Genomic DNA, 20,984 nt, shown 5'->3' on the forward strand with positions numbered 1-20,984 from the left:
AATGAGCCTTCACAAGGAATTACCGGTGTATCCGTTCGGCGTAAGCGCTGGCGAAGCCTGCGATCTTTTGATCTCGGCGCAGACCCACGGGGTTCATGAGTCGGACCGGCACGGCTTGCTCGACCGCAAACAACGACTCGTCGGTCCGATACTGACCGGGGGTCATACCGAACCAACGGGTGCATGCCTTATGGAAGCTGCTGTGATCATGAAAGCCGAGCAGATACGTCACATGCTTCATGTTGAAATGAGAATGGCGCAAATAAAAGTCGGCCAACTGCCGGCGCACATCGTTCAGGACATCCTTGAATTGCGTGCCATCCTTCTCAAGGCCTCGTTGAAGCGTTCGCTTGCTGACGCTCAGTGCCGCCGCAATCGATTCCATATCACATTGCCCTTGGCCTTGCCCCTGGCTCAAGCGCTCGGTAATCAGCGCGCGAATCCTGGCGACAATAGAGTTGCCGGACAACAGGTCCAGCTGAGCCTCGGCAAAACTGTCATGGAGCGTGGCCAACGCCTCGTTGGCCATACTCAACGGATTCAGAAGCTCCTGACCATCGAACAAGATGCTGTCATAAGCGGCCCCAAAACGCAGTGGACAGCCAAAAAGCCGCTGATGCTCCGACGTGTCTTCAGGTTCGGGATAAGCGAACTCCACACTCAACGGTCGCGGCAACTTGCCACCCGCCAGCCAACGGCAAAAACCCAGCAGCGAAGCCAGCCCTGCATCCGTATATTGCCGGGGTTTGACCGAGCCACGTTGCTGATGATCGAGCGCGGCAAGACGGTAATGCTGCTGCTCCTGGACAAAGAAAAGGCTGAATCCAGTACCAATCAACGGGCTGAAACGAACCAGACGTTCGAGCGCCCTTTTCAGATTCGAACTGGACATCATCGTGTAGCCCACGATCTGAAAAACGCTGGGATGGAAATTCCCGTAGGCTTTCAAACCGATATTCGGATCATCCGAGGCCTGAGCGGCCAGGTCCCATAAACGATAGATAACGCTTCGCTCGCAGAATTCACCCGGGTTATTCACGAGCGTGACATCAAGTCCAGCCTCCTCGCACAGACTGGCAAAATCCAGTCCTTGAGCCAAAAGCGTATTCGCCAGCACGCTGGCATAACCTGAACTCATTCTATACATAGCGTCCTCAATAACCTGTGGAACCGAACATCCTGTCCGGAGCCAATATTGACCTACGCTGAACATATTTCAACCATGTTGCACAAATATTAACTGTCTGTTGAATTTCAGGTATTGATCCCAGTACCAGGTACTCCTCATTTTCTGCCAGCGGACCAAAACGCCCGTATGGCACCGTTGGACACCAATCAGTCACCTACAAACACTTCCGCCCGGCCCGTCGATATCGAACAATCTTCTCTCCTGCAGCGAAAAATAAGGAAGTAGAAGTATGGAGTCGCGTAGTCGTATTGCAGTGGTAACCGGTGGCATGGGCGGCATTGGCACAGCAATCAGCCAACGTCTATACAAGGAAGGCTTCAAGGTCATTGTCGGCTGCAGTGCCAATTCCAGCCGCAAGGATGACTGGATGGCAACACAGCTTGCAGCTGGCTATCAATTCGAATGCGTCGAAACCGACATCACCGATTGGGAATCGACCCGCAAGGCCTTTGAGATGGTGCGGGAACACTTCGGGCCAGTCGACGTACTGGTCAACAATGCTGGCATCACTCGTGACGCGTCTTTCCGCAAGCTCACCCCGGAAGACTGGAACGCGGTGATCGGGACCAACCTGAACAGTTTGTTCAACACCTCCAAGCAAGTCATTGAAGGCATGCTCTCCAAGGGCTGGGGGCGGATCATCAACATCTCGTCGATCAACGGCCAGCGTGGCCAGTTCGGTCAGACCAACTACTCGGCAGCCAAGGCCGGCATCCATGGTTTCACCATGGCACTGGCCCGGGAAGTTTCCGGCAAGGGCGTGACCGTCAACACCGTCTCCCCAGGCTACATCCAGACCGACATGACTGCGGCAATCCGCAAAGACATTCTGGACGGCATGATTGCCGGCATTCCGGTCGGTCGCCTTGGCCAACCCGAAGAGATCGCCTCGATCGTGGCCTGGCTGGCCTCCGATGAATCCGCCTACAGCACCGGTGCCGACTTCTCGGTAAACGGCGGCATGAACATGCAGTAACCCCAACCGGGGCATTTATGCCCCGGTCTGTTCGACGAATTTTGTCTTTTCAATGAGGTCACGCATGAACGAAGTCGTAATCGTTGCCGCTACTCGTACTGCCATCGGCAGTTTCCAGGGTGCTTTGTCCGCAATTCCCGCGACCGAACTGGGTGCCGCTGTGATTCGCCGCCTGCTGGAGCAGACGGGTGTCGATGCTGCTCAAATTGATGAAGTGATCCTCGGCCAGGTACTCACTGCCGGCGCAGGACAAAACCCGGCACGCCAGACAGCGATCAAGGCCGGCTTGCCACATACCACCCCTGCCCTGACCCTGAACAAGGTCTGCGGCTCCGGCCTCAAGGCCGTTCAGCTCGCCGTCCAGGCAATCCGTTGCGGCGACGCGGAACTGGTGATCGCTGGTGGCCAGGAAAATATGAGTCTGGCCCCCTATGTTCTACCAAAAGCGCGCACCGGTCTGCGCATGGGCCATGCGCAACTGCAAGACAGCATGATCCAGGATGGCCTGTGGGACGCTTTCAACGACTACCACATGGGTATCACCGCCGAGAACCTGGCGCAAAAGTACGAGATCTCTCGTGAAGCACAGGATGCCTTCGCTGCCGCCTCGCAACAGAAGGCCGCCGCAGCCATCGAGGGCGGGCGTTTCAAGAGCGAGATCACGCCGATCCTGATTCCCCAGCGCAAGGGTGAACCGCTGGTCTTCGACACCGACGAACAGCCGCGTATCGACAGCACTGCGCAAGCCTTGGCGAAACTCAATCCGGCATTCAAGAAAGACGGCAGCGTGACCGCCGGCAACTCCTCGACCCTCAACGACGGTGCAGCCGTGCTGATGCTGGCCAGCGCCGCTAAAGCGCAAGCGCTGGGCCTTCCGGTGCTGGCACGGATCAAAGCCTATGCCAGCGCCGGTGTGGACCCGTCGATCATGGGCATTGGCCCGGTCCCGGCTACACGTCTGACCCTGCAAAAGGCCGGCTGGAGCGTCGAGGACCTGGACCTGATCGAAGCCAATGAGGCCTTCGCCGCCCAGTCGCTGTCGGTTGGTAAAGAGTTGGGTTGGGACACCAGCAAAGTCAACGTCAACGGCGGCGCGATCGCCCTTGGCCATCCGATCGGCGCGTCAGGGGCACGGATCCTGGTGTCGCTGGTGCACGAACTGATCCGCCGCGACGGCAAGAAGGGGTTGGCCACCTTGTGCATCGGTGGTGGTCAAGGCGTCGGCCTGGCCATCGAGCGCTAACCAACGGCATCTGAGTAGCCTATGCGCGGACTTGGGACCCTTGTTCCGCGCATCAGGTTGGCGTCAAACAATGCTGCCCGCATTCCTGCCGTCGCTACGCCGGAGTCCGGCATAGCGCGGCTTTTTTTCTGCCCGGCTCATCTGTGTGGGCAAGGAATTTTATGGACAACAACGCGCATACATTCAAGACCTATTGGTCAGGCCAGGTTCCGTTCATCGCGTCCTTTGCAGTGCAACAATTGCGCCTATGGGTCAGCACTAATCCCTGGTTTTCCGGGCATGAGCACAGCGCCTGGTTCGAACTGCCTCGCGAAACCCTGGACAGCCTTCAAGCGGACTACCAGGTTCAATGGGGTCAACTCGGCCAAAAACTGCTGACCGGTCAACCCTTCAGCTTCGACGATCGACGTTTCGCCAGCGGCAACTGGAGCGAGCCACTGTTCGGCTCTCTCGCTGCGTTTTACCTGCTCAACTCCAGCTTTCTCCTGAAACTGCTCGACATGCTGCTGATCGACGAGAAGAAAGCGCGCCAACGCCTGCGCTACCTGGTGGAGCAAGCCATCGCCGCCAGTGCGCCAAGCAACTTTCTGGCCAGCAACCCCGATGCGCTCCAGCGTGTGGTTGAGACTCAAGGTGCCAGCCTGATCACAGGTATGCAGCATCTGGCCAGCGACATGAACGAAGGCAAAATGCGCCAGTGTGATAGCGGTGCTTTCAAGGTTGGCGTCGATCTGGCCAGCACCCCCGGCGAAATCGTCTTCGAGAATCACCTCTTCCAGCTCATTCAGTACTACCCACAAAGTGAAACCCAGTACCGGCACCCGGTATTCGTCGTACCGCCGTCGATCAACAAGTACTACATCCTTGATCTGCGCCCGGACAACTCGATGGTCCGCCACCTGCTGGAACAGGGACACCCTGTATTCCTGATATCCTGGCGCAACTTTGACCAGGAACACGCAGGCACCACTTGGGAAGACCTGATTGAGCACGGGGTGATCGACGCCCTGCAAGTGACCCGCGAGATCAGTGGCCAGCAGCGACTCAATTGCGTGGGTTTCTGCATCGGCGGCACCCTGTTGAGCACTGCGTTGGCCGTACTGGCTGCACGCGGCGACCGAGAGATCGCCAGCGTGAGCCTGTTCACCACGTTCCTTGATTACCAGGATACCGGTCCCATCGACATATTCGTCGACGAAGAACTGGTGGCCTACCGCGAGCGCACCATCGGCGGCGTGAATGGCCCCATCGGTCTGTTTCGTGGCGAAGACATGGGCAATACCTTCTCCCTGCTGCGCCCCAACGAATTGTGGTGGAACTACAACGTCGACAAATACCTCAAGGGGCAAAAACCGATTCCTCTTGATCTGCTGTTCTGGAATAACGACAGCACCAACCTTCCGGGCCCGATGTACTGCTGGTACCTGCGCCACACCTATTTGCAGAACGACCTGAAATCAGGAGAGCTGGAGTGCTGCGGGACCAAGGTGGATCTGCGTGCGATTGACGCCCCTGCTTACATCCTCGCCACCCATGACGACCATATCGTGCCCTGGAAAAGCGCCTACGCCAGCACCAACCTGCTCTCCGGGACCAAGCGCTTTGTACTGGGCGCGTCCGGGCATATCGCCGGCGTCATCAATCCGCCTGCCAAGCAGAAACGCCATTACTGGACCAACAATCGGGTCACAAAAAACCCGGACACCTGGTTCAAGAATGCCGAACAGCAACCCGGCAGCTGGTGGAATGACTGGTTCAACTGGCTGACCGGACACGCCGGAGAGCGCCAGCCCTCGGTGCTGCACGCCGGGAATGCCAAGTACCCGGCGCTGGAGAAGGCGCCAGGCCGTTATGTGATGCAATAAAAGACTGCGTTGAGCCGGCCCCGAATTTGTCTCGCAAGTGACAGGTTCGAGGGCCGTTTCTACGTCTTTGCGAACCGGGCACGGTAGTCACTCGGGGTAACGCCCAAGAGACAAAAAACAAAGATACGATCACTGTCATTCATCAAGGCGCAGCTCCTGGCCCAGGGGGCGACTGCAGATCGAACCAGTCCAATATGGGTTGTCGGGCTGGATGCAGGGCACCACCGGACTGTAGCCACAGGGTATAGACGCCAGAGGTTTTCAGAGCCGGGCCGAAGGGAATTATCAAGTCGCCACGGTTGATTAATTCTTGCGCCAGAGTACGGTCAGTCATGGCAATCCCCAGGCCGCGCGCAGCGGCATCAAGGGCCAGTTCGTCCAGATTGAAGGTGATGTGCTTGCAGTTGCCGGACAACTCCCTGCCCCGCGCTTTTAACCACGTTGCCCATTCCTGTTGTCCGGTTGAACCGTGGATCAGTGGATACTTTTCGAGTTCGTCCAACGAGGTCGGTGGTGACTTTCCATTCACCGAAGCCTGTGCGCATACCGGTACCAGTATTTCTTCGAACAGGATGTGATGCGCCTGATCGGCTGGTGCCCCAGGCAGGTAGAGGATGCAGGCGTCGCAATCCCCCGAGGGGTCGACCCGTTCCGTTGCCACTGTTTCGATCGACAAGGCCAGGTCTGGATGACGTGCATAAAAGTCGGTCAGCCGGGGAAGCAACCAGCGCACTGCGAGCGACACATGAATGCGTATGCGGAACGGTCTATCCCTGGGCGCTATGCGCTCTTCAAGGGTCCGTAATTCGGCAATCAGCCTACGTGCGGTTTCGAGCACTTCCTTGCCCTCGACTGTCAGCGTGACGCTTCGACTGCTGCGAATCAAAAGCGGCACGCCGTAGTGACTCTCCAGTTGCTGAATCTTTCTGCTGACCGCGCTTTGAGTCAGGCACAACGTCTCTGCCGCTTCGGTGAAGTTGCCGGTGTCAGCCACTTCGGCAAACGCTTGAAGGGCCTGTAGCGAGGGTGCCCGAAAGATCTTATCCATGCAAAAACCGAATAGCTGAATGCATTAATAGCGTTGGATTGCACATCGGGATCCCCATAGATTCTGGTTCTGGCGGTCGGATTGACGGCATGTGTCCATGCTAATTGTTCATGACGGCGGCGTTCAACAGATCCGTGCTGTGTGAGGTGAATAGATGACTGAAAATATTTGTGGCTGGATCGTGCAGGCGGGAGACTCTGTCGCGCAACCCGGCTTGCGTGGGGTGCAGCATGCGGACTGGCTGATCATTGGTGGCGGCTTCAGCGGGCTGTCGGCAGCCCACACCCTGGCCGAGATGCATCCTCAATCGCGAATTGTGATTGTCGACCGCCAGCGTGCTGCACAAGGGGCGTCGGCGAGAAACTCCGGATTTGTGGTCGCCCATGAAAATCCTGCCGGTGACGAACTGCTCGGTCGCCAGGGCAATGCCTATTACCAACAGAGCACCGAGATCAGTCGCGCCGCCAGTGAAGAAGTACGGCGCCGAGTGAACAGTCTGGGTATTGAGTGTGACTTACGTGACGATGGTTATTTCTTCGCGGTCCGCGATCCAGACAAGCTGGAAGATGCAGCGCTAAAAGTGCAGACCCTGCGCGAAGCGGGTGCCAATGCGCAGTTTCTGCAGGATGAGGCCTTGGCCCGGTGCCTGGGAACGGATTTCTATCGTGCAGGGATATGGTGCCGCGGTGGTAACGCACTGCTGCAGCCTGCGAAATACGCCAAGGGCTTGCGCGATGCCCTTGCAGACAATGTTTCATTGTATGAGAACACCGACATCACCGGGCTGGAGCGTTTGGCCAATGGCAATGTCCGTGCGTCATCGGCTGATGGCAGTATTGAGGCCAGGCAGGTGCTGATCTGCGTCGGTCCCTTTGTGCAACGCGTCGGTTTGCGTGATCGGGCAGTGTTCCCGCTGGAGCTCAGCGCATCGCTGAGCCGTCCGCTGACTGACGAGGAGTACCGCCAGATGGGTAGCCCGTCCCCGTGGGGTGTGCTGTCGACCCGGCCGGCCGGTGCAACACTGCGATTGACAACGGATCGACGGCTGCTCATTCGCAACACCGTGGAATACCGCTATCGCGACCTCGCCGGTCCAACGCTTGGCATTCGCCGACAAACCCACCTGCGTGGCTTGCAACGGCGATTTCCGTGGATCACCGAGCAACATCTTCAGTTCACCTGGACCGGGCATTTGAGCGCCACCCGTTCCGGTGAACCGCGCTTCGCCAGGCTCGACCGAGGCATTTATACCGTGGCCGGCTGCAACGGCTCCGGCGTCGCGCGCGGCACGCTATGGGGGCGCCTGCTGGCGGAGATGGCGTCTGGAAGCCAGTCGCCATTACTCAGCAGCGTACTCAGTCAGGCTGATCCGGGCTGGCTGCCGCCAACACCGTTTTTCGATATTGGTGCCTCGGTGCGTCTGCGCTACGAAGCCTGTCGCGCTCAATCGGAGTCCTGACCCGCAAGGCCATGTCAACGTCGTTTCCTTACCTGGAAGATAAAAATAATGAGTACTCTAAAATATTTTGCACTTGCACTTTGCGCGGCCTCAAGCGGGATCGCCGCTGCGGCAGATACCGTCCGCATCTCCAACTGGAGCAGCTACATTGCCAGCGATACCTTGAGCAACTTCACCAAACAGACCGGCATCCAGACGACTTACGACTTGATCGACAGCAATGAAATGCTGGAGGCCAAATTGATAACCGGAAGCAGCGGTTACGACGTGGTCAGTCCCTCGAACCACTTTCTTGCGCAATTGATCAAGGCGGGCGCACTTCAGAAGCTGGACAAGAGCAAATTACCGAACTGGAAAAATCTCGACCCGCAATTAATGAAAACGCTGGAGGTCAATGATCCCGGCAATCAATACGCTTTTCCCTATATGTGGGTCACGGTCGGGATCGGCTACAACGTCGAAAAAATCAAGGCGATCTTCGGCAATACCGATGTCACTAAAAGCTGGAGCCTGCTGTTCGATCCGCAGAACATCCAGAAACTCAGCCAGTGCGGGGTCGCGTTCATCGACAACTCGACGCAGATGTTGCCGATCACTCTCAACTACCTGGGGTTGAAACACGACAGCGAAGAGCCCGCGGATTACCTGAAAGCTGAGGCTGCACTGGTGAAAATCAAGCCGTACATTCAGTATTTCCATCAGTCCAAATACGTCAGTGATCTGGCTAACGGCAACATTTGCGTCGCCATCGGTTTCAGTGGCGACATTGCGCAGGCCACCTCCATCGCCCACGAGGCCAGGAACGGTATCGAACTGGGGTACACGATTCCCAGGGAAGGTTCGACCCTGGCCGTCGACATGGTGGTAATGCCCAGAAACGCGCCCAACCAGGATAACGGCTACGCCTACATGAATTACCTGATGGAACCCAAAGTCATCGCGGACATCAGCAATGCAATCCACTACCCGAACGGCAACAGTGCATCAACACCTTTTCTGGAGCCCGGCCTGCGCAACGACCCGGCGATCTATCCGGCGCCCGAGGTCATGAGCACCTTGTTCCCATTGAAGGCAATGCAACCCAAGGTCATGCGGCAAGTCACGCGGTTATGGACCAAAGTAACCAGTGGACTATGAGTGGATGTCGCGCAGGGCTGTCACCTGAAATACCCGTGATGCGCCATTGCCGAGCAATCCAGAAAGAGCGTGTGACCCACGCTCTTTTTCGCAAAGGACCGTCAGAGGAATATCCATCGATCAGTCATGTGATGGGTTCAGCGAATGCCTGCCAGACACCTTTCGAGGATATCCAGCCCCTCATTCAGCACCACCGGTTCGATGGTCAGCGGCGCCAGAAGGCGGATGATGTGCCGCGACTTGCCGCTCGGCATCAGTAGCAAACCGCTGTTTCTTGCGGCTTCCAGCAAGGCGGCCAACTGCGCCGTCGCGGGATGGCCTTCGGCGGTGATCAATTCGATTCCACACATGGCGCCCACGCCCGTCAGGCGTCCCAGGTAAGGCGAGAGTTTTTGTTCACGCCAACGCTCATAACGACTGACGATGATGCTTTCCTGTATCTCGCCCCATGCAGAGAGATTCGCATCACTCATTTCATCCAGCGTCGCCAGCCCCGCTGCACAGGCGATCGGGTTACCCGAATAGGTCCCCCCCAGGCCGCCTTTGGGTAACGTATCCATAAGGGCTTTTCGTCCGACGACCGCTCCCAGCGGCATGCCGCCAGCGATACTTTTGCCCAACAGCAACAAGTCCGGCTCGATCCCCAGGCGACTGAATGCAAAGCGTTGTCCGGTACGGCCAAAGCCCGACTGAATTTCATCGATAACCAGAACAATGCCTTTCTCGTCGCAGAGCTTGCGCAATGCCTGGGCGAATTCGATATCCAGCGCCAGGAAGCCGCCCTCGCCCTGCACCGGCTCGACAATGAAACAGGCCACTTCATCGATATCGATTTCCACGCTCAATAGCCGGTCCAAGGCCTTTAGTGTGTCCTGGGCGGTGACACCTGTGTCTTTGCTCGGATAAGGCAAATGGTAAACGGGACCGGGCAAGACACCGACCTTCTGCTTGTAGGGCGCGACTTTGCCGTTGAGATTGAGGGTGGCCAGGGTACGCCCGTGGAATGCGCCGTCGAAGGCAATCACCGCCGTGCGGCCGGTATGCGCGCGGACGATTTTCAAGGCATTTTCCGCAGCTTCGGCACCGCTGTTGGTCAACATCCCGCCGAGTGCATAGCTCACCGGCACAAATGCCGCCAGCCGCTCCATAAACTGTTCATAGGGTTGATGGGGGGCCGCATTGAAAGCGTAGTGAGTCAATCGGGTGGCTTGCTCCCGAATGGCGTCGACAATGCGCGGGTGGCAATGGCCCAGGTTCAACACACCGATACCACCGACAAAATCGATGTAACGCTTGCCGTTCACGTCCCAGACTTCGGCATTTTTGCCGTGACTCAGGCTGATCGGATGAACGAAGGAAATAGAGCTGCTGATAGAGGCACAGGCCATGGCCGGTCATCCTGCTGACAATGAGAGTGCCCTCTATGTAAGCGGTGATCGAGCGGTCCCCACAAGCGAAATAAACTCTCCGGGTTATTCCCCGGATTCGGGATGTGCAAAACCCTGAGACTACGTTTACCGCAACACCGCCTCCCCGGCCTGCAGTATCAGGTGCAGGTTATCCAGCGCATCGCCCGCACGGTTGCAATACGCCGATGTCTCAACTTGCAGAAAACCTCTCACGACTGTTCGTCAGATGTAACCACATCGCCGCTCGGGCGGCGTCCGGGTCCTGCTTTTTGATGGCATTGAGAATGGCTTCGTGCTCAAGATTGGCAAGGTGTCCGAGCCTGGCCAGGTCGGCTCCGCCACGCTCAGTGGCGTTCACCCGAGTTCTGGGAATCATGGAACTCCCCAAATACTGCATGACTTCGGTAAAGCAGGTATTACCTGTGGCCTGGGCAATGAGTAAATGAAAGCGCTGGTCCGCTTCGACACAGCTGTCGTTATTGGCCAATAAACGCTGATAGTCATCCAGTGCTTTACGCATCTGCGACAACTGTTTCGGGCTGCGACGCGTTGCGGCCAGGGCTGCCGCCTGGGTTTCGAGGCCCATGCGCAACTCCAGAATGTTGCGCACACTCATGGCGGTATCGACATTCAGTCGCAAGCCCTGCTCGGGTAAGCGCTCAAGCACAAAAGTGCCGATGCCGTGGCGAGTCTCCACCAAACCGGAGGCTTGCAATTTCGAGATCGCCTCACGCACTACCGTACGACTGACACCCTGCTCGCGAACAATCGCATTTTCTGCGGGAAGCTTTTGCCCGGGTTTGATTTGGCCCAGCAAAATGCTTTGGGTAAGCACCGTAACCAATTCATGGGCAAGATTGTGGGAGCGCTTGCGAGCAGGTGCATCAGGGGTATTTTGCATAATGATCATCCGCAAATCCGGGCTATCGAATCGTAACACCTTGCCGGTTTTGTGTTGCGCGCCTTCCATATCTGTCATGAAACGGTGCATCAAAAACCGATCAATGTTGTATGACAACACTCAACAAAAGGCCTGTAACCCGACACTTTTTGGGCTCTTCCTCAGAAAATCTTCGTTTCGAACCCAGTAAAATCAGAACCTCGACAAAACTCTATAAAACCTCATCCATCGCCTATATTAGGGGTTACACAGCACTTTTAGCGAGTTTAAATGCATAAAAAACGGCAATTTTAGAACGACAAAATAAACTTTCCTGGCTTGTGATGGAAAAATCTCAGTTGTATGATGTCTATCAACAAAAATCGCACCTCTCCTAACAAAAACCGCGAAGCAGGCTGACTCACCATGAATCCACAAGCACTTCATACCCTCCTTTCTGCAGGCCTACTGCCCTCCCCTGTCACCGATTTCGATACCGCCCCTTAGGCACCCGCCTGACACTTAATTCAGTCGTACCCCGCATAAAAATAACGAGTGGGAGATCAGATTGTGAGCACATCCAATTCCAAGGTGAGTGACGGCGCAGATCCGGCGTTGCTTTCGGCTGTTGCGAAAGTAAAGCGGCATGTCCTGCCCCTGTTTGTCATCATGTTTATCGTTAACTACATTGACCGAGTGAATATCGGCTTCGTGCGTTCGTACATGGAGCACGATCTTGGCATCGGTGCCGCAGCCTACGGCTTCGGTGCCGGCTTGTTCTTCATCGCTTACGCGCTGTTCGAAGTCCCTTCCAACATACTCCTGCAAAAAGTCGGCGCCCGTATCTGGCTGACCCGCATCATGCTGACCTGGGGCATTGTCGCCGCCTGCATGGCGTTCATTCAGAACGAAACCCACTTCTACATTCTGCGATTCCTCCTGGGTGTTGCCGAAGCAGGCTTCTTCCCCGGCGTGATCTATTACTTCACCCGCTGGTTGCCCGGTGTGGAGCGCGGTAAAGCGATCGCAATCTTTCTCAGCGGCTCGGCGTTTGCCTCTCTGATTTCCGGCCCCTTGTCCGGGTTGCTGCTGCAAATCAATGGTTTTGGCATGCACGGCTGGCAGTGGATGTACTTCATTGAAGGGTTGTTTTCGGTGGTGCTGTGCGTCTTCGTCTGGTTCTGGCTTGATTCCAGACCCCACGATGCCAAATGGCTGACCCGCGCCGAGCAGGATGCACTGGTCAATGCCATTGATGCAGAACAACTGGCGCGCGAAGCAGCAACGCCGATCAAACCGTCGTTGGGCAAACTGCTCAAGGATCGCCAGATCATTGTGTTCTGTCTGATCTACTTCTTCATCCAGCTGACCATCTATGCCGCGACATTCTGGTTGCCGAGCATCATCAAGAAGATGGGCGATCTCAGCGACGTCCAGGTCGGGCTGTTCAATTCGATTCCGTGGCTGCTGTCCATCGTCGGCATGTACGCCTTCGCCTCGCTATCGGCCAAGTGGAAGCACCAGCAAGCCTGGGTCGCCATTGCACTGTTGATTGCCGCTGTGGGGATGTTCATGTCCACCACCGGAGGGCCGATCTTCGCCTTCGTTGCCATTTGCTTTGCGGCTTTGGGTTTCAAGTCGGCGTCATCGCTGTTCTGGCCGATTCCACAGGCGTATCTGGATGCACGAATCGCCGCTGGTGTGATCGCGCTGATCAACTCGGTCGGCAATCTCGGTGGCTTTGTTGCACCGACGACTTTTGGATTGCTGGAAGAACGCACCGGCTCGATCCAGGGTGGTTTGTACGGCCTGGCCGCGACATCCATTATCGCCGCGATCATCGTCTTCGCCGCGCGTAACAAGCCTGAAGGCGCACCGGTTGTCGCGACAGCAAACCAACACCAACCTAGCCACTCCTGATAAGGACGGGGTCGAGCGCCATGGCCGATCAACGCCAGGCTGCGGCCCCGGATCAAACGAATACGAATGTACAGGACAACGAAATGAACCCCTCGAACGCTCAAGACGCAGGCAAAGCCCCGGTTATTACCAGCATGCAGATCATCCCGGTGGCGGGTCACGATGGCATGCTGCTCAACCTCAGCGGCGCCCACGGTCCGTTCTTCACCCGCAACATCGTCATCCTCAAGGACAATGCCGGTCACACCGGTGTCGGCGAAGTGCCTGGTGGCGAGCGCATTCGCCAGACCCTCGAAGATGCCCGCTCACTGGTGGTCGGCAACAGCATTGGCACCTACCAGAAAATCTTGAACAACGTGCGCCAGGCCTTTGCCGAACGTGACGCTGGTGGCCGCGGATTGCAGACCTTCGACCTTCGCATCACCATCCATGCCGTCACCGGCCTTGAAGCCGCCCTCCTCGATCTGTTGGGTCAACACCTGGACGTACCGGTCGCAGCCCTGCTTGGTGAAGGCCAGCAGCGCGATGAAGTGAAAATGCTCGGTTATCTGTTTTATGTCGGTGATCGCAATCAGACCGACCTGGCCTACCGAAGCGAACCGGATGCGGATAACGACTGGTTCCGCGTGCGCCATGAACAAGCCATGACTGCCGAGTCCGTAGTGCGTCTGGCCGAAGCGGCTCATGCCCGTTATGGCTTCAAGGACTTCAAGCTCAAGGGCGGCGTGTTAAGCGGTGATGAAGAAATCCAGGCCGTTACCGCCCTGGCCGAGCGCTTCCCCGACGCGCGCATCACGCTGGACCCCAATGGCGCCTGGTCGCTGAAAGAAGCCATCCGCCTATGCCGCGATCAACATCATGTGCTGGCTTACGCTGAAGATCCCTGTGGCGCAGAGAACGGCTTTTCCGGTCGAGAAGTCATGGCTGAGTTCCGTCGTGCGACCGGCTTGAAAACAGCGACCAACATGATCGCCACCGACTGGCGCGAAATGGGCCATGCGATCCAGCTGCAATCGGTGGACATCCCGCTGGCCGACCCGCACTTCTGGACCATGCAGGGTTCGGTCCGGGTGGCACAGATGTGTAACGAATGGGGTCTGACCTGGGGCTCGCACTCCAACAATCACTTCGACATCTCATTGGCGATGTTCACCCACGTGGCCGCTGCTGCGCCGGGTGAAATCACCGCCATCGACACTCACTGGATCTGGCAGGACGGTCAACGACTGACCAAAGCACCGCTGCAAATAGTCGATGGCTGCGTGCAAGTTCCAAAAAAACCAGGGCTGGGTGTCGAGCTGGATATGGATCAAGTCGCCAAGGCTCACGAGCTGTACAAAGGCATGGGGCTCGGCGCGCGGGACGACAGCGTTGCCATGCAGTTTCTGATCCCTGGCTGGAAATTCAACAACAAACAGCCGTGCCTGGTGCGCTGAACCCGTACCACTGCTCCAACTCCTGTAGCAGCTGCCGAGCCTGCGAGGCTGCGTTCGAGGACGCAGTCCTCGCAAATCCTGTGCACGCGGTTTACCTGGAAGAACGTGTTGCCTGATTTTACGACCGCTTCGCGGCCGGACGCAGCCTCGCAGGCTCGGCAGCTGCTACGGGCGTAGCCCTTCACCGTATTTCAAGTTGTGTAGACACCTATGCCCTGGCGATTCAACTGACCTAAGGGCACCCTGTCCCCTGCTGTTTCGACCAGCTGCGCGCGGCGCCGGCAATGATGCTCGCCAGTTGCCCGATGGCCTGCTGATGGGCCGACACCAGATCCTGCACCTGCGGGCCGGCGGGTTGGCGGATGACGCTGCTGCACGTCAGGCTACGACGCTTTTCGCCATCGCCGCGCAGGCTGATGCTCCAGACCACATCGATCAAGGCGTACTGGCCCGGCAGTGAGTCGAAACGCCGGACGTCGGTTTGCAGCGAGAGTGTCGGGAGCCCCGGGGTCTTGGGTAAGCCTGCCTGTTCCCGGACACCCAGCTTGAGCTCCATCTGGTCGGCCAGGGCGTCATGGAATTCGTCGGCCAGTGGTGCGCTCCAGCGCGAGGTTTCGAGGATCGCCAAGGCTGCGCTGCCCTGGCGAACAACCACTTGTGGCTGGTCGACCTGGACCGGTATGCGCACTGGCTGCATCTCGAACTGGAAGGCTGGCGCGGCGATATTCGTGCGTGCAGTGCTATCCGTCGCTGTCTGCACCAGCGTGTAGTAGTGGGTCGGCGCCGAGCTGCAGGCGGCCAGGCCCACTGTGGCGAAAATGGCCAGGGAACGAAGAGTCATGGTGTTCATTGCTGGTCAATGTCCCGAGAGGATGAAGTCGACGATTTATAGCTATCGGGCTGGTTGTCTTTGAGGCGCCCGCGGATCAGTGCCTCGGGATGCCGACCCAGGAAATCGGTCAGCACCCGCACCGAACGAGCGGTACGCTGGACTTCTTCCATCGTCTGACCCAACTGCTGGCGCTGCGGAGAGTCTTCGGAAATGCTGTCATTGGCCGAGGCCATGGTTTTTCTGGTCTCCACCAGGGTATCGCGCATTTGCGGCAGCACTTCACCATTGACCTTTGTCAGGGTTTTCTGCAGCTCGCCAAGGCTACCGTTGAGGTTGGCAGCAATCTGGTCGATCGGCAGTTTGCTGATCTTGTCGACCACGTTTTGCAGTTGCTCCTGAAGTTTATCCAGGCTGCCCGGTATCGTCGGAATATCCATCGGCCGTGCCGTCACGTCGAACGTCACCGGTTTTGCATGAGGCTCGAAATCCAGAGCGATGAAGAGTTGCCCGGTGAGCAGGTTACCGGTTCGAGCCTGCGCCCTGAGCCCGCGCGCGACTAACTCGGCCATCAATTGCGCACTTTTGGTTTCATCTTCCGCGCCCCGCAGTTTCAACATTTTTTCATGGGCCTTACCCAACCTGGTTGGGTAAATCACGGCGCCAATAATGGTCGGAAAGTCTTTCTTGTCCTCGTCATAATCCAGGTCAACCGAGACCACCCGGCCCAGGTTCACCCCGTGAAACTCCACCGGCGCGTTGACCACCAGGCCGCGCAAGGGTTGATCGAAGCGCATACGGATGTAGCGTGGCTCGCCATCGGCTGGCGCCATGGCGGTGTCCTGATCATTGAAGAGGGTAAATTTGGCATGCTCTTCGGCCTGCTGGGGATTGGGGCTGTATTTGGGCTCAACGAACGCGATGCCCCCGGCCAGAATCGATGCCACCGATTCGGTGTTCACCTTCAGGCCATCGGCGCCCAGGCTGACATTGACGCCGCTGGCGTTCCAGAAGCGCGTATCGCTAGTCACGAACTGGTCGTTCGGGGCATGGACAAAGATCTGCACTTCGACGCCTTTACCGTCCTCGGACAGTTGATAGGACACCACCTCGCCAACCGGAATGCGGCGGTAATAGACGTTGGAGCCGATATCCAGCGAGCCAAGGTTGTCGGTGCGCAAGGTATAACGCTTGCCCTTCTGACCGTAGGTAATGGGCGGTGGGGTTTCCAGGCCGACAAAGTTCTCTTTGGTGTTGTCCGATTCGCCGGCATCGGCCCCGATAAAGGCGCCGGACAACAGCGTATCGATTCCCGAGACACCGTTGGCGCCGATGCGCGGGCGCACCACCCAGAAGCGCGAGTCATCGGTCGCAAACGACTTGGCGGAGGCGTCAAGGTCGATGGTGGTCTCGACGTGACTGCGGTCGTCTGCCAGGGCAATCGAGGTCACTTTGCCGATTACCACGTTCTTGTATTTGACCTGGGTCTTGTTGACCTCCAGCCCTTCGGCAGTCAGAAAACTCACAGTGATCTGCGGCCCCGCCTGCCTGGCGTTATGCACCACCATCGACAATCCCACCAGCGCCGCGACAATCGGCACCAGCCACACCAGGGATACGTTGAAACGCCGACGCTTGATCTCAGGGGTACCCGGAGCAGGTGTATCGGAGGAACTTGGGTGATCAGGCATCTTCAACCTCTGCGTCCCAGATAAGCCTGGGATCAAAACTCATGGCAGCGAACATCGTCAGTACCACCACCAAACCAAAAAATAGAATGCCCATCCGCGGATCGATGGTGCTGAGCGAGCGAAACTGCACCAGGGCGGCGATCAGGGCCACCACCAGCACGTCGAGCATGGACCAGTAACCCACCACTTCGACCAGCCGATACAATTTGGCCCGCTCACGCATGGCCCATCGACTGCGGCGCTGACAGGTAATCAGCAGCGTGCCCAGTACCAGAAACTTCATGCACGGCACCGCCACGCTGGCAATGAAAATAACCAGCGCCAGGTCCCACTCGCCTGCGTGCCAGAACTCCATGATCCCGCTGAAGATGGTGTTTTCACTGCCACTGCCAAAGATGTTGGTGTACATCACCGGCATCACATTGGCCGGGATGTAGCAAATCATGCTGGCCAACAACAGTGCCCAGGTACGGGCCAGGCTATTGGGTTTGCGTCTATGCACAGTGGCGTCGCAGCGAAAGCAACGCGCGTCCGCCAATGGGCAAACCTGGCCGCAGGTATGACACAAGACCAGATTCATTTCGCTGGCATAGGGCGGCAGGCTCATGGAATCACCCCCTCCAGGTCTTTCCACAGCCTGCGGATGCCTTTACCCGAGATCAGGATGATCAGCACGGTCAGCATCGCCAGCGCCCACAGCCCGAGACCTGGATGCACATCGAGCATGCCGGCCAGCTTGATGATCGCCACCAGAATCCCCAGCAAACACACTTCGAGCATGCTCCAGGGGCGCAGCTGTTCCAGGGACCGCATACAGACCTTGAAGCCCGGAGCCGCGCGCCCGAGCAGGGCAAAACCGAGTACCCAGCACAACAAGATGATTTGCAGCATTGGCGCAAGGATGATCGTCAGCCCCGCCACTGCCGCCATCACGCTGATTTGTCCCTGCGCCAGGGCTTCCACCGACTGCCACAGCGTCGCCTGGTTACTCAGGCCTTGCAGGCTGATGGAGATGACCGGAAAGGCATTGGCGAAGACGAACAGCAGCGCCGCGCTGATGGACAGCGCGAGGAGTTGTTGAATGCTGAGCTGGCCACCACGGTCCAGAATGGCCGAGCAACGGACGCAACGCGCGGTCTCACCTTTGGCCAAGGCTACGGGCTTGTACACCGAGTCGCAGTGCTCGCAGATGATCCAGGCTGGGGAAGATGTCATGGGCTCGACCGAGGTGCATTGAGGATCTATAGGTTTAATGTGCCATTGTCCTTGGGGAGCCAAATTATCATAGACCCGATTGATATCGAAAAGCCGTTAACTCTTTTGTTGCCGCCGCCTAGTGGCCTGTTCGGCTGGTTCGTTAGCTCAAATTCGGATGCCAGCGGCCCAGAGCCAAGGCGCTGTGACGAGTCATAGCCCGCTATGGCGAGGAACAGCAACGCGGGATATGGGCTGCTGGCGCCGAAGTTGACTAACAGAACCAGCCGTACAGGCCACTAAAGCTGCGCTAACGTGATCAACCACAACCACTCACACATTATTAACGCGAGCGAGCCTGAATGATCCTCTTCCTGCTACCTCAAGCCGACTACGATCCCACCGAAAGCAGCGTGCCCTGGCAGGCACTGCGCCAAGCCGGCATTGACGTGTGTTTCTCCACTCCCCATGGCTTGCCCGCCTATGCGGACCCGCGGCTGGTCGCCATTGGCTTCGGTCCGCTGAACCCGTTTCTGATGACACGTAACGCCGATCTTCAGCACTACCAATCCATGATCACTGACGATGGGTTCCGCAAACCCATGGCCTACGCCGATGTCGACCCCACCCGGTTCGACGGGCTGGTGATTCCCGGCGGCCATGCCGTCGGCATGCGCAGCTTGCTGGAGTCGGAACAGGCCAGGCGCATCGCCCTGCACTTCTTCAAAGCGAACAAACCGGTCGCCGCCGTCTGCCACGGGGTGGTGGTGCTGGCCCGTACTCTGGACCCTGACTCCGGTCTATCGGTATTGCACAGACGCAAGGCTACTGCACTGTTGAAAAGCATGGAACTGCTGGCCTGGGCGGTTACCGCCCCGTTGCTCGGCCGCTACTACCGCACGTATCCGCAGACGGTCGAGGAGGAAGTCAAAGCCGAACTGGCCAGCCCCGACGACTTTATGTCCGGGCCGCTGCTGCCGCTACGCGATTCGGCAGCGCAGCCGCACCGCGGCTTCGTGGTCCGCGATGGCAATCTACTGACGGCACGCTGGCCGGGCGATTGCCACCGGTTTGCGGGTGAGTTGGTGACGATGCTGGAACAAGCCCGAGTTGCAGTTTCGCAACCAACTACAGACGATCCAGCGTCGGTGTCGCCATAAGCGCACTGGATATGGCGCGAGCGTCGCCGGTATCACTCACGCCCCTTGCGTATCTGGCCTTTACACCACCGATAAGCAATGTGTCGCCGTTCACCCCCAATCAACAGCGTTTTGCGCTGTACCCGGCCATGAACACCACACAAACAAACGACGTCTTTGCATAAGAATTTCGGGGCTGTCCGCACAGTGCCCCCTGGATCTGGCTGATGCCATTTGCACCGGTGCCTGGGCCTCTCCTTATCTTGAATGGAAGACTCGATATGCCTCGTTTCATGCTCAGCACGCTGACGCTCGCTCTGGCTTTGACGACAATGATGCCGGTGGTCCACGCTGCGCCCTTGCTCGATCCCGCCCCGGAACACCCACGCGCCGATAGTCGATCGAACCAGGCCAATACCTGGCTGGAGATCGATCAGGCCGCCTTCGAAACAAACATCACCAAACTCCAGCAACGGCTGGCGGGCAAAAGCCAGATGTGCGCCGTGATGAAAGCCGACGCCTATGGTAATGGCATCGCTCTACTGATCCCTTCCGCCATCAGGATGGGCGTCACCTGTATCGGGGTGGCAAGCAACGAGGAGGCGCGTGTTGCCCGGGCAAAAGGCTTCAAGGGCCGTCTGATGCGTTTGCGCAGCGCCACCGTTGGCGAAGTGGAAAATGCTTTGCGCTACAACATCGAAGAACTGGTCGGCAACCTGGACGTTGCACGCCAGCTCAACGAACTGGCCACGCGCAAAGGCGTGAAACTGCCTGTTCACCTGGCGCTGAATTCGGCGGGCATGAGCCGCAACGGCCTGGAAATGAGCACTGCCCAGGGGCAACAACAGGCAGTGGATCTGACTCGGCTGGATCACCTGAATATCGTCGGGATCATGACCCACTTCCCGGTGGAAGAACGAGAGGATGTACTGCGGGGCCTGGCCAGCTTCAAGGAGCAGTCAGGCTGGCTGATCGAGCACGCCGGACTGGACCGTAGCCGGATCACCCTGCACTGCGCCAATACCTTTACCACCCTTGAGGTGCCTGAGGGTTGGCTGGACATGGTTCGCCCAGGGGCCGCGCTTTATGGCTACCCGGTGGGCGGGCATAACGAGTTTCAGCGGGTCATGCAGTTCAAGTCGCGGGTTGCGGCGGTAAACGCCTACCCGGCGGGCAGCACCATCAGCTACGACCGAACCTTTACCCTGAGCAAAGACTCCTTGATCGCCAACATACCGGCCGGTTACTCCGATGGGTATCGACGAGCATTTTCCAACAAGGCCTCCGTGCTGATTCACGGTCAGCGCGCCCCGGTGATCGGCAAGGTCACCATGAACACGCTGATGGTCGACGTCAGTGGCATCCAGGGCGTCAAGGCGGGAGATGAAGTCGTTCTGTATGGCAAACAGGGTGATGAAGAAATTACCCAGACCGAACTGGAAACCATAAACGGCGCCTTGTTGGCGGACCTCTACACGATCTGGGGCAACTCAAACCCGAAAATACTCAAGAGCCGATAGCCGCCGGTAAACGCTACACAGGTGCGAACCTGAAGCCTCGCCGCGGCAC

Annotated in this window: 17 protein-coding genes; 9 read left to right on the forward strand and 8 right to left on the reverse strand. The window is 57.8% G+C overall.

Annotated elements, in window-relative coordinates:
* Positions 1 to 19: 19 nt before the first annotated feature.
* Complete coding sequence (locus AC07W5_RS17620) at positions 20 to 1,147, reverse strand: AraC family transcriptional regulator (RefSeq protein WP_495023955.1); 1,128 nt, start codon at positions 1,145 to 1,147, stop codon at positions 20 to 22.
* Between the two features lie 271 nt (positions 1,148 to 1,418).
* Here AC07W5_RS17620 and phbB point away from each other — a divergent pair, with 271 nt between their 5' ends.
* From phbB to phaC, 3 genes are all read left to right on the forward strand, one after another.
* Positions 1,419 to 2,165, forward strand: a complete 747-nt coding sequence (gene phbB, locus AC07W5_RS17625; protein WP_494994935.1) for an acetoacetyl-CoA reductase — start codon at positions 1,419 to 1,421, stop codon at positions 2,163 to 2,165.
* Positions 2,166 to 2,229: 64 nt separating this feature from the next.
* A complete protein-coding gene (locus AC07W5_RS17630; RefSeq protein WP_495010785.1) occupies positions 2,230 to 3,408 on the forward strand; it encodes an acetyl-CoA C-acetyltransferase in 1,179 nt (392 codons plus the stop codon).
* 161 nt (positions 3,409 to 3,569) lie between these two features.
* A complete protein-coding gene (gene phaC, locus AC07W5_RS17635; protein WP_495023956.1) occupies positions 3,570 to 5,273 on the forward strand; it encodes a class I poly(R)-hydroxyalkanoic acid synthase in 1,704 nt (567 codons plus the stop codon).
* Between the two features lie 142 nt (positions 5,274 to 5,415).
* Here the strand turns inward: phaC and AC07W5_RS17640 are convergent, their stop codons facing one another.
* Entirely contained in the window at positions 5,416 to 6,321 is a 906-nt protein-coding gene (locus AC07W5_RS17640; protein WP_495023957.1) for a LysR substrate-binding domain-containing protein, read from the reverse strand.
* Between the two features lie 154 nt (positions 6,322 to 6,475).
* Between AC07W5_RS17640 and AC07W5_RS17645 the strand changes: the two genes are divergently transcribed.
* Together AC07W5_RS17645 and AC07W5_RS17650 are read left to right on the forward strand one after the other, a co-directional pair.
* Positions 6,476 to 7,780 (forward strand): NAD(P)/FAD-dependent oxidoreductase, encoded by a 1,305-nt coding sequence (locus tag AC07W5_RS17645; protein WP_495023958.1) that lies wholly within the window; start codon positions 6,476 to 6,478, stop codon positions 7,778 to 7,780.
* Between the two features lie 48 nt (positions 7,781 to 7,828).
* Positions 7,829 to 8,917, forward strand: coding sequence for a polyamine ABC transporter substrate-binding protein (locus AC07W5_RS17650; protein WP_495023959.1), 1,089 nt, complete (start codon positions 7,829 to 7,831; stop codon positions 8,915 to 8,917).
* Between the two features lie 137 nt (positions 8,918 to 9,054).
* Here AC07W5_RS17650 and AC07W5_RS17655 read toward each other — a convergent pair whose 3' ends face one another.
* Positions 9,055 to 10,305, reverse strand: a complete 1,251-nt coding sequence (locus tag AC07W5_RS17655; RefSeq protein WP_495023960.1) for a 2-aminoadipate transaminase — start codon at positions 10,303 to 10,305, stop codon at positions 9,055 to 9,057.
* 211 nt (positions 10,306 to 10,516) lie between these two features.
* Positions 10,517 to 11,227 carry a FadR/GntR family transcriptional regulator gene (locus tag AC07W5_RS17660; protein WP_495024017.1) on the reverse strand — a complete coding sequence of 237 codons (711 nt, stop codon included), beginning with the start codon at positions 11,225 to 11,227 and terminating at the stop codon, positions 10,517 to 10,519.
* Between the two features lie 570 nt (positions 11,228 to 11,797).
* On the opposite strand from AC07W5_RS17660, the gene AC07W5_RS17665 reads away from it, so the two are divergent.
* Together AC07W5_RS17665 and gudD are read left to right on the forward strand one after the other, a co-directional pair.
* The gene (locus AC07W5_RS17665; protein WP_495024018.1) at positions 11,798 to 13,126 is read left to right on the forward strand and encodes an MFS transporter; all 1,329 of its coding nucleotides are present in this window, start codon (positions 11,798 to 11,800) and stop codon (positions 13,124 to 13,126) included.
* An 83-nt stretch (positions 13,127 to 13,209) separates the two neighbouring features.
* Positions 13,210 to 14,562, forward strand: coding sequence for a glucarate dehydratase (gudD, locus tag AC07W5_RS17670; RefSeq protein WP_495023961.1), 1,353 nt, complete (start codon positions 13,210 to 13,212; stop codon positions 14,560 to 14,562).
* Between the two features lie 232 nt (positions 14,563 to 14,794).
* Here the strand turns inward: gudD and AC07W5_RS17675 are convergent, their stop codons facing one another.
* From AC07W5_RS17675 to AC07W5_RS17690, 4 genes are read right to left on the reverse strand one after another with little or no spacing between them, the layout of a single operon-like run.
* Positions 14,795 to 15,403 (reverse strand): PqiC family protein, encoded by a 609-nt coding sequence (locus AC07W5_RS17675; RefSeq protein ID WP_495023962.1) that lies wholly within the window; start codon positions 15,401 to 15,403, stop codon positions 14,795 to 14,797.
* 5 nt (positions 15,404 to 15,408) lie between these two features.
* Positions 15,409 to 17,082: a PqiB family protein gene (locus tag AC07W5_RS17680; protein WP_495023963.1), complete on the reverse strand. Its 1,674-nt coding sequence runs from the start codon at positions 17,080 to 17,082 to the stop codon at positions 15,409 to 15,411.
* Positions 17,075 to 17,689 (reverse strand): paraquat-inducible protein A, encoded by a 615-nt coding sequence (locus tag AC07W5_RS17685; protein WP_494994925.1) that lies wholly within the window; start codon positions 17,687 to 17,689, stop codon positions 17,075 to 17,077. The genes AC07W5_RS17680 and AC07W5_RS17685 overlap by 8 nt, the downstream gene beginning before the upstream one ends.
* Positions 17,686 to 18,297: a paraquat-inducible protein A gene (locus AC07W5_RS17690; RefSeq protein ID WP_494994924.1), complete on the reverse strand. Its 612-nt coding sequence runs from the start codon at positions 18,295 to 18,297 to the stop codon at positions 17,686 to 17,688. The genes AC07W5_RS17685 and AC07W5_RS17690 overlap by 4 nt, the downstream gene beginning before the upstream one ends.
* 341 nt (positions 18,298 to 18,638) lie before the next feature.
* Between AC07W5_RS17690 and AC07W5_RS17695 the strand changes: the two genes are divergently transcribed.
* Together AC07W5_RS17695 and alr are read left to right on the forward strand one after the other, a co-directional pair.
* Complete coding sequence (locus AC07W5_RS17695) at positions 18,639 to 19,436, forward strand: DJ-1/PfpI family protein (RefSeq protein ID WP_495023964.1); 798 nt, start codon at positions 18,639 to 18,641, stop codon at positions 19,434 to 19,436.
* 260 nt (positions 19,437 to 19,696) lie between these two features.
* Positions 19,697 to 20,935 (forward strand): alanine racemase, encoded by a 1,239-nt coding sequence (alr, locus tag AC07W5_RS17700; protein ID WP_495023965.1) that lies wholly within the window; start codon positions 19,697 to 19,699, stop codon positions 20,933 to 20,935.
* The last annotated feature ends 49 nt before the right edge of the window (positions 20,936 to 20,984 follow it).

The organism is Pseudomonas sp. GW821-FHT01E05, from assembly GCF_059422425.1.

Coding starts and splice junctions, on each gene's coding strand:
- AC07W5_RS17620 (WP_495023955.1), bottom strand. CDS start 1,147: ATGTATAGAATGAGTTCAGGTTATGCCAGCGTGCTGGCGAATACGCTT.
- phbB (WP_494994935.1), top strand. CDS start 1,419: ATGGAGTCGCGTAGTCGTATTGCAGTGGTAACCGGTGGCATGGGCGGC.
- AC07W5_RS17630 (WP_495010785.1), top strand. CDS start 2,230: ATGAACGAAGTCGTAATCGTTGCCGCTACTCGTACTGCCATCGGCAGT.
- phaC (WP_495023956.1), top strand. CDS start 3,570: ATGGACAACAACGCGCATACATTCAAGACCTATTGGTCAGGCCAGGTT.
- AC07W5_RS17640 (WP_495023957.1), bottom strand. CDS start 6,321: ATGGATAAGATCTTTCGGGCACCCTCGCTACAGGCCCTTCAAGCGTTT.
- AC07W5_RS17645 (WP_495023958.1), top strand. CDS start 6,476: ATGACTGAAAATATTTGTGGCTGGATCGTGCAGGCGGGAGACTCTGTC.
- AC07W5_RS17650 (WP_495023959.1), top strand. CDS start 7,829: ATGAGTACTCTAAAATATTTTGCACTTGCACTTTGCGCGGCCTCAAGC.
- AC07W5_RS17655 (WP_495023960.1), bottom strand. CDS start 10,305: ATGGCCTGTGCCTCTATCAGCAGCTCTATTTCCTTCGTTCATCCGATC.
- AC07W5_RS17660 (WP_495024017.1), bottom strand. CDS start 11,227: ATGCAAAATACCCCTGATGCACCTGCTCGCAAGCGCTCCCACAATCTT.
- gudD (WP_495023961.1), top strand. CDS start 13,210: ATGAACCCCTCGAACGCTCAAGACGCAGGCAAAGCCCCGGTTATTACC.
- AC07W5_RS17675 (WP_495023962.1), bottom strand. CDS start 15,403: ATGACTCTTCGTTCCCTGGCCATTTTCGCCACAGTGGGCCTGGCCGCC.
- AC07W5_RS17680 (WP_495023963.1), bottom strand. CDS start 17,082: ATGCCTGATCACCCAAGTTCCTCCGATACACCTGCTCCGGGTACCCCT.
- AC07W5_RS17685 (WP_494994925.1), bottom strand. CDS start 17,689: ATGAGCCTGCCGCCCTATGCCAGCGAAATGAATCTGGTCTTGTGTCAT.
- AC07W5_RS17690 (WP_494994924.1), bottom strand. CDS start 18,297: ATGACATCTTCCCCAGCCTGGATCATCTGCGAGCACTGCGACTCGGTG.
- AC07W5_RS17695 (WP_495023964.1), top strand. CDS start 18,639: ATGATCCTCTTCCTGCTACCTCAAGCCGACTACGATCCCACCGAAAGC.
- alr (WP_495023965.1), top strand. CDS start 19,697: ATGCCTCGTTTCATGCTCAGCACGCTGACGCTCGCTCTGGCTTTGACG.